Source organism: Tessaracoccus sp. MC1627, assembly GCF_014164725.1.
Taxonomy (GTDB): Bacteria; Actinomycetota; Actinomycetes; order Propionibacteriales; family Propionibacteriaceae; genus Arachnia.
In genome coordinates this window covers 21,945-35,083 of record NZ_JACJGA010000007.1, presented here as the reverse complement: position 1 = coordinate 35,083, position 13,139 = coordinate 21,945, and the positions used below count along the sequence as shown (strand labels likewise).

The 13,139-nt window shown below is 69.3% G+C and carries 10 protein-coding genes; 6 read left to right on the top strand and 4 right to left on the bottom strand.

Features of this window, described 5'->3' with window-relative positions:
- Both H5399_RS18610 and H5399_RS13750 read left to right on the top strand, forming a co-directional pair.
- Positions 1-1,527, top strand: a complete 1,527-nt coding sequence (locus H5399_RS18610) for an alpha-L-arabinofuranosidase C-terminal domain-containing protein (RefSeq protein ID WP_182783625.1) — start codon at positions 1-3, stop codon at positions 1,525-1,527.
- 1 nt (position 1,528) lies between these two features.
- The gene (locus H5399_RS13750) at positions 1,529-2,944 is read left to right on the top strand and encodes a glycoside hydrolase family 43 protein (RefSeq protein WP_182783623.1); all 1,416 of its coding nucleotides are present in this window, start codon (positions 1,529-1,531) and stop codon (positions 2,942-2,944) included.
- A gap of 4 nt (positions 2,945-2,948) precedes the next feature.
- Here the strand turns inward: H5399_RS13750 and H5399_RS13745 are convergent, their stop codons facing one another.
- The 4 genes from H5399_RS13745 to H5399_RS13730 form a co-directional block, all read right to left on the bottom strand.
- Positions 2,949-3,920, bottom strand: coding sequence for a LacI family DNA-binding transcriptional regulator (locus tag H5399_RS13745; RefSeq protein ID WP_255422351.1), 972 nt, complete (start codon positions 3,918-3,920; stop codon positions 2,949-2,951).
- Positions 3,921-3,963: 43 nt separating this feature from the next.
- Positions 3,964-5,472 carry an L-arabinose isomerase gene (gene araA, locus H5399_RS13740; protein ID WP_182783621.1) on the bottom strand — a complete coding sequence of 503 codons (1,509 nt, stop codon included), beginning with the start codon at positions 5,470-5,472 and terminating at the stop codon, positions 3,964-3,966.
- A gap of 114 nt (positions 5,473-5,586) precedes the next feature.
- Positions 5,587-6,435 carry a thioesterase family protein gene (locus tag H5399_RS13735; protein WP_182783619.1) on the bottom strand — a complete coding sequence of 283 codons (849 nt, stop codon included), beginning with the start codon at positions 6,433-6,435 and terminating at the stop codon, positions 5,587-5,589.
- A complete protein-coding gene (locus H5399_RS13730; protein ID WP_370585774.1) occupies positions 6,436-8,271 on the bottom strand; it encodes a long-chain fatty acid--CoA ligase in 1,836 nt (611 codons plus the stop codon). It abuts the gene before it with no gap.
- A 126-nt stretch (positions 8,272-8,397) separates the two neighbouring features.
- Between H5399_RS13730 and H5399_RS13725 the strand changes: the two genes are divergently transcribed.
- The 4 genes from H5399_RS13725 to H5399_RS13710 all read left to right on the top strand — a co-directional run bounded on the left by H5399_RS13725 (position 8,398) and on the right by H5399_RS13710 (position 13,130).
- The gene (locus H5399_RS13725; protein ID WP_182783617.1) at positions 8,398-8,853 is read left to right on the top strand and encodes a MarR family winged helix-turn-helix transcriptional regulator; all 456 of its coding nucleotides are present in this window, start codon (positions 8,398-8,400) and stop codon (positions 8,851-8,853) included.
- 5 nt (positions 8,854-8,858) lie between these two features.
- Positions 8,859-11,639 (top strand): FAD-binding and (Fe-S)-binding domain-containing protein, encoded by a 2,781-nt coding sequence (locus H5399_RS13720; protein WP_182783616.1) that lies wholly within the window; start codon positions 8,859-8,861, stop codon positions 11,637-11,639.
- A 95-nt stretch (positions 11,640-11,734) separates the two neighbouring features.
- Positions 11,735-12,226: a SigE family RNA polymerase sigma factor gene (locus H5399_RS13715; protein ID WP_182783614.1), complete on the top strand. Its 492-nt coding sequence runs from the start codon at positions 11,735-11,737 to the stop codon at positions 12,224-12,226.
- Positions 12,219-13,130: a hypothetical protein gene (locus H5399_RS13710; RefSeq protein WP_182783612.1), complete on the top strand. Its 912-nt coding sequence runs from the start codon at positions 12,219-12,221 to the stop codon at positions 13,128-13,130. The genes H5399_RS13715 and H5399_RS13710 overlap by 8 nt, the downstream gene beginning before the upstream one ends.
- The last annotated feature ends 9 nt before the right edge of the window (positions 13,131-13,139 follow it).

Sequence of the window (13,139 nt, the reverse complement as noted above, 5' to 3'; positions counted from 1 at the left end):
GTGACGAAAACGCCCATCACCGCTGTCGTCAATCTCGACGTGCCGGGCCCCACCATCTCCCGGCACGTCTACGGCCACTTCGCCGAGCACCTCGGGGCCTGCATCTACGGCGGCCTGTTCGTCGGCGAGGACTCCACCATCCCGAACGTGCGCGGGATGCGCACCGACGTGGTGGAAGCATTGAAGGCCATCAACATCCCCAACCTTCGCTGGCCCGGCGGCTGCTTCGCCGACGAATACCACTGGCACGACGGCGTCGGCCCCCGTGAGGACCGACCCTCGGTGGTCAACACCCACTGGGGCAACGTCGTCGAAGACAACTCCTTCGGCACCCACGAATTCATGGACCTGGTGGACCAGCTCGGCACCGAGCCCTACATCTGCGGCAACGTCGGCTCCGGCACCGTCCGCGAAATGGCCGACTGGATCGAATACCTCACCCGCTCCGGCGCCGCCCCCATGTCCGAACTACGCCGCGCCAACGGCCGCGACGAACCCTGGAAGGTCACCTTCTTCGGGATCGGCAACGAATCCTGGGGCTGTGGCGGCAACATGCGCGCCGAGTACTACGCCGACCTCGCCCGCCAGTACTCCACCTACTGCCGCGAACACGACGGCAACACCCTCTACAAGATCGCCGGCGGCGCCAACATCGACGACTACCACTGGACCGAAACCCTCATGAAAACCCTCGGAGACCTCGGCTGCGGCTGCAACCCCCGCCACTTCTTCGACGCCATCTCCCTGCACTACTACACAATGCCCTCCACCTTCGAAGACAAAAAGTCAGCCACCGACTTCGACGACGCCACCTACTACCAGACGATGGCCGCCGCCTGGCGCATCGAAGAACTGCTGACCCGCCACGGCAACGTGATGGACGTCTACGACCCCTCCAAGCGCATCGGCCTGGTCCTCGACGAATGGGGCACCTGGTTCGCCGTTGAGCCCGACACCAACCCCGGCTTCCTGTACCAGCAGAACACCATGCGCGACGCCCTCGTCGCCTCCGTCCACTTCGACTCCTTCCACCGCCACGCCGACCGGTTGGCGATGGCCAACATCGCCCAAACCGTCAACGTCCTCCAAGCCGTGCTCCTCACCGACGGCGACACCCTCATCACCACCCCCACCTACCACGTCTTCGACATGAACAAAGGCCACCACGACGCCGACAGCCTGGCAGTGGCGTGGATCGGGGAGCCGGTGCCCACGCGGCAGGTCGGCGACACCACCCTGCCCCTGATCAGCGGCTCGGCCAGCGTGAAGGACGGACAAGCACTCATCTCCCTGTCCAACCTCGACCTCGACCAGCCCCGCACAGTGCACCTCGACCTCCGCGGCCGCACCGTCACCAACATCACAGGACGCATCCTCACCGCCCCAACCATCACCGACCACAACACCGCGAACCAACCCGACGCCGTCGCCCCCACCAACCTCCCCACCACCACCCCCACCGACGGCCACCTCGACATCGAACTACCCCCACACAGCTTCATCACCCTGACCCTGGCGCTGGGCTGACGTGCGGACCCGTCTCGCGGCGCTCGCGTTCGCCGTCGCCCTCGGCCTGACGGGATGTCAGGCGGAGGGTGCCGCACCCGAGTTCGCCGACGCCACCGTGCTTGACCCGGACCACATCGAGGTCGACGGCACCCACTACCTCATCGGATCCCACCTGCAGGCGGCCTCCAGCCCGGACCTGATGGACTGGACGCAGATCGCCGAGGGCGTCAACGCGGACAACCCCCTGTTCGAGGACGTCACGCAGGAGCTGTCGGAGGCCCTCGAATGGGCCGAGACCGACTCGCTCTGGGCGCCGGACATCATCCAGCTGGCAGACGGCCGCTTCTACCTCTACTACGACGCCTGCCGCGGCGACTCCCCGCTGTCGGCCATGGGGATCGCGGTGGCCGACGAGGTCACCGGGCCCTACGAGGACCTCGGCCTCATCCTCAAGTCCGGCATGAGCGGCGAGAGCGAGGACGGCACCCCGTTCGACGCCCGGGTCCACCCCAACGTCATCGACCCGGACGTGTTCTACGACGCCGAGGGCAGGCTCTGGATGGTCTACGGCAGCTTCTCCGGCGGCCTGTTCACCCTGGAGCTGGACCCGGCCACCGGCTTCCCGCTGCCCGATCAGGGTTACGGGAAGCACCTCTGGGGCGGCAACCACTCCCGGATCGAGGGGCCGGCCGTCAGCTACGACGCGGAGACCGGGTACTACTACCTCTTCGTCACCTACGGCGGCCTGGACGCGGCGGGTGGCTACAACATCCGAGTGGCGCGCTCCACCAGCCCCGACGGGCCCTACCTGGACGCCGAGGGTGTGGACATGGCAGAGGTGAAGTCGGATCCCACCCTCCCGCTGTTCGACGACGTGACCATCGCGGAGTCCGCGGTCAAGCTGATGGGGAACCACGTGCTGGCACCGGCCACCGACACGCTGCCCGCCCTCGGATACGTCTCCCCCGGTGGCAGCTCGCCGTTCGTCGACGAGGAGAGCGGACGCTCACTCATCGCGTTCCACGCGCGCTTCCCGGGCCGCGGGGAGGCTCATCAGGTGCGCGTGCACGAGGTGGCCATCGACGAGGACGGCTGGCCGGTCATCTCGCCGCTGCGCTGGGCGGGGGCCCCGGACCGGGAGACGACCGCCGAGGACATCCCCGGCACCTATGCACTGGTGGACCACGGCCCGCGCACCATCGACCGTTCCATGGGCGAGGCGGGTTCCATCACGCTGCTGGACGACGGCAGCATCAATGGCGACCGCCCGGGCACGTGGACGGCTGACGGGGACCGCGTGCTCCTCACCCTCGACGGGGAGGAGGTCTCGGCCGAGACCTTCCGTCAGTGGGATGAGACTGCCCAGACATGGGTGACCACGCTCAGTGGCGTCAGCCCCGGGTCCACCGCGCTCTGGGCTGTGCCGCAGGGCTAGGGAGTCATCGAACGCTCCGGCGTTCACGCAGCTGGGGAGCCAACTGCGTGAGCGCCGGGGCGTCGCCCGTGATGGCGGCCACGAGGACCTCCAGGCATGCGCCGCCCAGCTCTGTGAACGGCTGCGCGACGGTGGTCAGCGGCGGGGCGAAGAACGCGGCGCCGATCGAGTCGTCGTAGCCCACCACGCTGACCTGCCCGGGCACCTCGACGCCGGCGTCTCGGAGGCCCGCCATCAGGCCGAGGGCGGTGGCGTCGTTGCCACAGAACACCGCGTCGGGAAGGTCTGCCTCCGCCAGCATCTGCCGCGCCGCGGCGTACCCGGACTCGGCGGACCAGTCCCCCACGATCACCTCGGGCACGGGCAACCCGGCCTCGACGAGGGCGTCGCGCCAGCCCGCGACACGGGCGCGCGCGTCGAACCAGTCGAGGGGGCCGGAGATGTGTGCGATCCGCCGGCATCCGCGCTCGATGAGATGCGCCGTCGCCAGATGGCCGCCCAGCCGCTGATCGACGGTGACGACCTGACAGCCGTCGGTGGGGTCGGTATCGGCGACCAGCACGGTGGGAATCCCGATGCTGCACTCGCGGGCCAGCCTGGCCATCCGGTCGTGCGGGGCCACGATGGCAATCCCCTCCACACCGCGATCCCGAAAGCCCTTGAAGACCTGAGCCACCTCGTCGTCGTCAGGGTTCTCGAGGGCGGCCACCAGCGTCGCGTAGCCGGCGGCCCTGGCCGCGACCTCGATGCCTGCCACCGTGCTCGACGGGCCGACGTAGCCCGAGCCCGTCCAGACGACTCCGAGCAGCGCGGTCTGCTGCGTGATCAGCGAGCGGGCGGCCAGATTGCGGACGTATCCGAGCTCCCGGATGGCCTCCTCGACGCGCTCGCGCGTCTCGGGGCGCACGGTGTCCGGCGAGTTGATGACCCGCGACACCGTCTGGTGGGACACGCCCGCCAGACGGGCCACGGCCATCATCCCGGGGGGCCGGCCGGCGGCGCGACCCCCGCGGGCGGGCTCAGATGCCCTGGGTGAGCCGGTGGTAGACCTGCTCAAGGCGGCGCTCCTGCGCGAAGCCGCGGGCGGTGGTGTGCTCGTCGATGATCGCCAGCTCCATGCCTGCGATCTCGGCGAAGTCCTCCCACATCTCACGGGTGGTGGCGGTGGACATGGCCGTGTGGTGCGCGGCGCCGGAGATCAGCCAGCACTCGGCCGAGGTGGCGAAGTCCGGGGCCGGCTCCCAGACGGCGCGCGCCACGGGCAGGTTGGGCAGCGGGGCGTCGGGCGCCACGTTGGTGACCATGTTCATGGTGAGGCGGAAGCGCTCGCGCATGTCTGCCATGGCCACGACGAGGGCCGGGCCCTGGTCCGCGTCGAAGACGAGGCGCACGGGGTCTTCGCGGCCGCCGATGCCCAAGGGGTGAATCTCGAGCTTGGGCTTGGCCGTGGTCAACGACGGGCAGACCTCGAGCATGTGGGCACCGAGGATCTTCTCCTTGCCGGGGGTCATCTCGTAGCAGTAGTCCTCCATCAGCGACGCGCCGCCGGGGAGGCCGTAGCCCATGACCTTGGCCAGCCGGACGAGGATGGCCGTCTTCCAGTCGCCCTCGGCGCCGAAGCCGTAGCCGGCGGCCATCAGGCGCTGCACGGCGAGCCCGGGGAGCTGCTTGAGCCCGCCGAGGTCCTCGAAGTTGGTGGTGAAGGCGCCGAACTTGCCTTCCTCCAGGAAGCTGAGCATCCCCAGCTCCTGGCGCGCGCCGTAGCGCAGAGCCTCGTGCCGCTCGCCGCCCTTGCGGAGCTCGGGCACGACGTCGTAGAGCTCCTCATACTCGGCCACGAGGGCGTCGATGGCCTCATCGGAGACGGCGTTGACGGCCGCGACCAGGTCGTTGACGCCCCAGGTGTTGACGGAGACCCCGAGCCGCAGCTCGGCCTCGGTCTTGTCGCCCTCGGTGACGGCCACGTTGCGCATGTTGTCGCCGAAGCGGGCCAGCTTGGTGTTGTGGAGCGAGGCCCAGCCTGCGGCCGCGCGCGCCCAGGTGCCGATCTTCGCCTGCACCGGTTCGGTGGACGCGTGACCGACGACGGTGCGGCGCGCCTTGCCGAGCCTGGAGGCGATGTAGGCGAACTCGCGGTCGCCGTGCGCGGACTGGTTGAGGTTCATGTAGTCCATGTCGATGGTGTCCCAAGGCAGACCCATGGACGCCTGCGTGTGCAGGTGCAGCATCGGCTTGTCCAGGGAGGCAAGGCCGAGGATCCACATCTTGGCCGGCGAGAAGGTGTGCATCCAGGTGATCACGCCGATGCAGGAGGGATCAGCGTTGGCGGCCAGCATCTCGGCGCGGATGGCGTCGCGGTCCTTCAGGGTGGGGCGGTGGACGATCGACACCGGGATGATCTCGGCGGCGTCGAGCAGGGCCACGACATCCTGCGACTGGGCCGTGACCTGCTCCAGGGTCTCCGGGCCGTAGAGGTCCTGGGAGCCGGTGAGGAACCAGATTTCCTTGCCGGCGAAGGGGCTTTCCATGGGTTCTCCTTGAGGGATCTTCGCTTCCGGCCGTTGTCACCGTCGATGGCACAACCTGCCGATGTGAACGTTCACAATCTACGCCCGTCCGGCGGCCGTGTCCAGCCGGTCGGCTCAGGTGACGAGGTGCCTGCCGAGGCGCTCTCTCGTGGTCTCGGCGAGGGGGGTCTTGCGACCGTCGAGGTCCGCGCAGACCAGGATGGTGCGGCCGCGCACAAAGAGGGTCCCGTCCTCCGCATCGAGAATCTCGGCAGCCAGGGTGATCGACGACGACCCCAGCGCCACCGGTGCGATTCGGACCTCGTAGGGCTCCATCCGGTGGTCCATCTGGGCCACGTAGTCCACGTCCTGGCGAGCCACCAGCCACAGATGCCGACTCCCCGCCGAGCCGGCGCGGGCCATGTCCGGATCCCACGCCGTCGTCGCAGAGATCCGCGCCTGCTGCAGGTAGTCGAACACCTTGGCGTTGTTGATGTGGCCGTAGGAGTCCAGGTCCGTCCAGCGCACGGGCAACGGCACCTTCGTCCCGCGACCCTCGAGCGACGGCGCCGCCAGCGCCCTGAGCGGCTCGGCCTCCACGCGATGGGCCTGAAGGAACTCCCGGTACTCCGGGAGGATCCGCGTGGGCGCCTGCGCCTCGAAATCGAAGGGACAGAGCAGCGTCCGGGCGACGACGGCGAGCTCGCCCGCCTGGCGCAGCTCATAGGACAGCGCGATCCGCGCCGCGCCGAGCTCCGCCACGCCGAGCCGGACGTCCACGCCGTCGTCCGAATAGTCGATGGCCCGCCGATACTCCACCTCGTGGCCGACCACGACCACCCCGGCGTCCAGGAGGTCGGAGGCCGGGCCGCTGCGGAGGAACGCCACGCGAGCCTCCTGCAGGTAATCCACCACGATGGCGTTGTTCACGTGCCCCTGCGCGTCCAGATCTGACCAGCGCAGGGGGCAGCGGACCTCGAACACTCAGCCTTCCTGCGGGTACAGGGAGTTGACCAGGTCCGAGTACTTCTCCGTGACGATGGAGCGACGGATCTTCATGTTGGGCGTGACGCCCTCGTTGTCCACCGTCAGCTCGTGGTCCAGGATGGCGAACTGCTTGACCGTCTCCCACCGCTCGAGCTTGGCGTTGACGCGCTCCATCCAACGCTCGATCGAGGCCCGGATCTCGGGACGCCGGCTGAGCTCGGCGTAGCTGAGCCCGCCGTGCCCGTGGTTGTCCGCCCACTTCTGCAGCATCACCGGGTCCAGCACCACCAGGGCGGAGACGTATTTGCGGCCGTCGCCGATGGCGATCGACTGCGCCACGTAGGGGATGTTGGCCTGGATGGCGCTCTCCACCTTCTGCGGGGCCACGAACTTTCCGCCGGAGGTCTTGAAGAGGTCCTTCTTGCGGTCCGTGATCTTGACGTGGCCGGTCGGCGTGATCTCGGCGATGTCGCCCGTGTGGTACCAGCCGTCGGCGTCGAGCGCCTCCGCCGTCTCCTCGGGAAGGTTGTGGTACCCGGGTGTGATGATGGGGCCGCGCAGCAGCAGCTCGCCGTCGTCCGCCAGCTTCCGCTCGATGCCGGGCAGGATGGGGCCGACGGTGCCGAAGTGCGGGTCACGCGGGAGGTCGACGCCGGCGATGGCGCTGGTCTCGGTGGCGCCGTAGCCCTCCACGATGAGGATGCCCGCACCGTAGAACCACTGCTGCACCTGCGGCGAGAGCTTGGCCGCGCCGGAGATCATGAACTTGATGTTGCCGCCCAGCTTCTCCTTGAGCTTGGAGAAGACAAGCTTGTCCGCGACCTTGTACTGCAGCGCCAGGGCCCCTGTCAGCGGGCGGCCCGCGAGGCGGTCGTCGATGGACTGGTAGCCCACGTGGAAGGCCCAGCGGGCGATCCTGCCCTTGAGCCCGGTGGACCCCGTCATGACGGCGGCACGGACCTTCTCGAAGATGCGGGGCGCGCCGCACATGAACGAAGGCTTCACGATGCCGAGGTTCTCGACGATCTTGTCGATGCGCCCGTCGACGGCGGAGGCGAAGCCGTAGTCGAGTTGAACGGCGATCAACGCCTTGCCGAAGACGTGGCTGAGCGGCAGCCACAGGTACTGCAGCTCGTCCGGGCCGATGATGTCCAGGTACTTGGTGGCCGCGCCCTCGTAGACCCAGGACATGTGGTTGAGCCGGACGCCCTTGGGTCGGCCCGTGGTGCCGGAGGTGTAGATCAGGGTGGACAGCGACTCCCGGTGGGTGGAGGAGACCGCCTCGTCGACGGCCTCGGGATGCTCGGCCAGGTAGCGCTCGCCGGATTCGCGCAGGTGCTCGAAGGAGATGATCCGGTCGTCAAGGGTCAGGCCTGTGGTGTCGAACACGACGATGGTGTGCACCTGCGCATCGAACTCGGGCGTGTCGGTGAGCTTGGCCACCTGCTCGGCGTTCTCCGCCACGAAGATCACCGAGTCGGAGTCCTTGACGATGAAGTGGAGGTCCCCGGCCTGCGTGTTCGGGTACACCGTGGTGGTGGCCCCGGCGGCGAGCGCGATCGCGAGATCCATGAAGATCCACTCGATGCGCGTGTTGGAGCAGATCGCGACGCGCTGCTCGTACTGCAGACCGCGTGCGAGCAGTCCGGCAGCCAGACGTTCCACGACGTCGTTGGTCTCCTGCCAGGTCAGCTTCGTCCACCCGGCCGGCATGTCGGCCGCCGCCTCGGGATACATGAAGGCGAGCTTGTTGGGCGTCGCCTCAACGCGCCGCCTGAACATGTGGCCGACGCTGTCGGCCGCCTTCTCCAAGATGTCTTCACGAATACCCACGGTGGCAGTCCCTTCTCACTTTCAGCCAAGACTATCGGGGGTGGCATTGAGCGGGTAGGGGTTTGAGCCGTGGGCGAAGTATCGGCAGGGATACTTGAAAGCTTAACAACCTGCTAGACTGACGGAATGTCCGAACCAGTGAACGGGTGGCTCAGCGAGAGCCAGCAACGCGTCTGGCGGAGCTATCTCCTGGCCAAGACCCACATCGAGGAATACCTGGAGGAGGCCCTGCGCGACTTCGGGCTGAGCCTCGCCGAATACGAGCTGCTCGTGCGCCTGTCCGAGTCCCCGGACCATACCATCCGGATGGGGGAGCTGGCCGCCTCGGTCGGGCACTCGAGGTCGCGCCTCACGCACACCGTCAAGCGGATGGAGCAGGCGGGCTTCGTCAAGCGGACGTCGTGCGCCTCCGACGGTCGCGGGGTCCAGGCCACCATGACCCAGACTGGGTTCGATCTGTTGAAGAAGGCCGCGCCTGCCCATGTGGATTCGGTGCGGCGCGTGTTCGTCGACGCCATGTCCCCGGAGGACTATGTTGCGCTCGGGCGCGCGATGTCGGCGGTGTTGGCGGTGGCAGACTAGGGCGGGTGACCACCACCTCCGCGCCCCACGCTCAGCTGCTCGACCGCCTCGGGGACCTCGCGGGGATCGTCGACACCTCCACGCTCACCCGCGCTCTGTACTCCAGCGACTCCTCGCTGTACCGGGTGGCCCCGCAGGCGGTCGCCCATCCCCGCACCACCGAAGAGCTGATCTCGCTGGTGCGCGCAGCCCTGGACACCGGCACCCCGATCACCGCCCGCGGCGCGGGCACCTCCTGCGCCGGCAACGCCGTCGGCCCCGGCCTGGTCATCGACACCTCCCGGCATCTCAATCGGATCCACTCCATCGACCCGCAGACCCGCACCGCCGTGATCGATCCCGGCGTGGTACAGGAGCAACTGCAGATCGCCGCCCGGCCGTTCGGCCTGAGGCTGGGCCCGGATCCTTCCACCTCGAACCGGTGCACCGTCGGCGGCATGATCGGCAACAACGCCTGCGGCCCCCGCGCGCTCGGCTACGGCCGGATGGCGGACAACGTGGTCAGCTTGGACATCATCACCGGGAACGGCGAGCTGCTGACCCTCGGCGCCGACGACGTGCCCGAGCTGCGCTCGCTGGTGGCGGCCAACCTCGGGGTCATCCGCACCGAGTTCGGCCGGTTCACCCGCCAGGTCTCCGGCTACTCGCTCGAGCACCTGCTGCCGGAGCGGAAGTTCGACGTGGCGAAGTTCTTCGCCGGCACCGAGGGCACGCTCGGCGTGATCGTCCGCGCGACCGTTCGCCTTGTAGCCGACGCCCCCGAGCGGCTCATGGTGGCGCTCGGCTACCCGACGATGGCCGACGCGGGAGACGACATCGCCAACCTGCTGCGCTTCAAGCCCACCGCGTGCGAGGGCCTGGACCGGCGCATCGTGGACGTGGTGGTCGCCAAGTCGGGCGCCGCCGCCGTCCCGCCACTGCCCGCCGGTGACGGCTGGATGTTCCTCGAGGTGGTCGGCGACGCCGCCGCCGAGGTCCGCGCCAGGGCTGAGGCGCTGGCGGCCGCCGCGAAGGCCGGAGAGGGCTGGGTGGTCGACGATCCGGCCCTGGCCTCCCAGCTGTGGAAGATCCGCGCAGATGGCGCCGGCCTCGCGGGCGTCAGCCTGGCCAAGCCCGCCTACGGGGGCTGGGAGGACGCGGCGGTCCCGCCCGCCCAGCTCGGCCACTACCTGCGCGCGTTCGACGACCTACTGGCCAGGTACGGCCTGCACGGCCTCCCCTACGGCCATTTCGGCGACGGCTGCGTGCACTGCCGGATCGACTTCCCCCTCACCGAACCCGACGGCGCCGCGCGGTACCGCGCCTTCGTCGAGGAGGCGGCCGCGCTGGTGGCGGGCTTCGGGGGCTCGATGTCCGGCGAGCACGGCGACGGACGGGCACGCTCGGCCCTGCTGCCGCACATGTACTCGCCCAAGGCGCTGGAGCTGTTCTCGGGCGTCAAGCAGATCTTCGATCCGAGGAACCTGCTCAACCCCGGGGTGCTCGTCGACCCCGCCCCCGTGGAGGCCGATCTCAGGATGGTGGCCGCCAGCCGGTCACCGTTGTCGCTGTCGGAGCCTGAGTTCGTCGAGCAGGTCCACCAGTGCAGCGGGGTGGGCAAGTGCCTGGCGGACACCACCGGCGCAGGAGGGGTGATGTGCCCGAGCTTCCAGGCCACCCGCAACGAGAAGGACTCCACGCGTGGCCGGGCGCGGGCGCTCCAGGAGATGGTCAACGGTTCGCTGATCACCCAGGGCTGGCGCTCCCCCGAGGTGCACGCCGCGCTGGACCTGTGCCTCTCCTGCAAGGGCTGTGCACGCGACTGCCCCACCGGCATCGACATGGCCGCCTACAAGGCCCGCGTCACCCACGAGCGGTACAAGGGCAGGCTCCGCCCCCGCAACCACTACGCGCTGGGCTGGCTCCCCCGCTGGGGTCGGCTCATCACCGCCATCCCCGGGCTGGGCTCGCTGATCAACGTGGTGGGCAAGACCCCCGGGCTCGGGCGGCTGCTGCGATGGGGGGCCGGCGTGGACGCCCGCCGCGACATTCCCCGCTTCGCCAACCGCAGCGCCCGGAGCCGGATGCCCGCGGTGCCCGCGGGCAGCAAGGGTCGGGTCCTCATCTGGGTGGACTCGTTCTCGGACTGCTTCGAGTCCACCTCGTTCGCCGCCATGGTCCAGGTGCTGGTGCGGCTCGGCTACGAGCCCGAGGTCCTGAACGAGAACGCCTGCTGCGGCCTGACCTGGATCTCCACCGGTCAGCTCGACGGCGCCCGCCGTCAGCTGACCAACGCCGCGGCCGTCCTGGCCCCGTACGTGCGAGACGGGGTGCCGATCGTCGGAGTCGAGCCCTCCTGCACCGCAGTCTGGCGCAGCGATGCCCCCGAGCTTCTCCCGGACAACGCCGACGTCGCCGCGCTCGACGGCACAGTGCTGACTCTGGCCGAGTTCCTGGCCACCGACGCCGACTTCCGCGCCCCGGACCTCACGGGTCACACCATCGTCGCGCAGCCGCACTGCCACCACGCCTCGGTCATCGGTTGGGGACACGACAAGGCGCTCATCGAGTCCACCGGAGCCACCCTGGTCGCGGTGGGCGGCTGCTGCGGCCTGGCCGGGAACTTCGGCGTGGAGCGCGGGCACCACGAGGTGAGCGTGGCTGTGTTCGAGCACGATCTCGGCCCCGCCGTCGAGGCGCACCCGGACGCGATCGTGCTGGCCGACGGGTTCAGCTGCCAGACGCAGCTGACGTCGCTGGCGGGACGGTCCTCGATGTCGCTGGCGGAGCTGCTCGCCACACACTGATCGCGGCGCGCCGGAAACTGAAATGCAACCGGCACCCTCCCCCCGGGCGTAGACAGGACACATCAGTCACAACGCCACAAAGGAGGGGGAGGGACGTGGACGAAGCCCAATTCGACCGGTTCTACGCGAACTCGTATTCCAAGCTCGTGGGCCAGGTCTATGCAATGTGCGGCAACCTGGCCGAGGCCCAGGACTGCGTCCAGGAGGCGTTCATCCGGGCGTGGGACCATCGCAGCCAACTCGACGTGCTCCGCAGCCCCGACGCCTGGGTCCGCACCACGGCCTACCGCCTGGCCGTCAGCCGCTGGCGCAAGGCGCGCCGCGCGTTCCGGCAGCCGGACCGGGCACTCGAGCCCGAGCGCACCCTTGAGCCCACCCCGGACCGGGTCGCCATCAACCGCGCCCTCGAGCAACTGCCTGACGCCCAGCGTCGGGCGATCGTGCTCTACCACCTGTGCGATCTGAGCGTCAGCGAGATCGCGCAGGAGGTGGGCTCCCCCACCGGGACCGTCAAGGCCCGGCTCGCCCGCGGGCGACAGACACTCGCCCGCCTGCTCAACACCGATCTGGAGGTTCGTCATGCCTGAACACATCCCCCAACTCGACGACCTCGCGGCCCAGGCTCAGGAGGCCCCCATGCTCCCCGCTCACGAAGTCCGTCGCCTCGGCGACCGCCGTCGCACCACGCGACGCGCGGGCCTGGCCGTGGCCGCGGTCGGCGCCGTCGCCGCGCTCGGCGTGGGCGTCTGGGCCGTCACTCCCCTGCTCCGCGGGGCCGACAACCCCGACTGGGCCGCCTCGCCCAGCCCGACCGTCAGCCCGACCGTCAGCCCCACTGCCTCGCCGGACCCGACGCCCTCGCCGAGCCCGACGGATGCGCCGTCGCCCACCGTGCCGGCCGTGCCGGTGCCGCCGACGTGGGCGAACGTGCCCACCGCCGCTCTGATGTACCCGTACGGCTCCTCACCGCTGGTCGGGGTGCTGTCCGAGAGCGAGGCGATGGGTGAGACCGCCAAGGGACTGTGCGACCGCGGTGAGTGGGGCAGTCCCACCACCACCCTGGTCCGCTCGTTCGGGATCGAGGGCGAGCTGCCCACCTACGCCATCGTGCTCGGGTACACCGACGAGGCTGCCGCCTCCGAGGGTTTCGACCAGATCCACACCGCCGCCGTCGAGTGCGAGTCGATCATGACCGAGGCCGGCTGGGACCGGGTGAGCTCGGCCGAGGACACGAGGCTGCCGTTCGACGGCTCCACCGTCGAGGAGGAACCCACGCGCGCCGCCTACTTCTTCGGCATGGCCGTCATGGAGGGTGAGGACGTCGGCGTGTTCAACGACACCCTGGTGATGCAGGCCGGCGAGCGCGTGGTGTGGCTGGTCAGCACCTTCGAGGGCATGGACAACAACTGCTCGGTCCTGGCCAACGACGACGCCGGCCAGTGCTCGTTCGCCAAGTCGATGCCGGAGGTGCTCGAGCTCCTCGTCAAGTAGCAGCCCGAA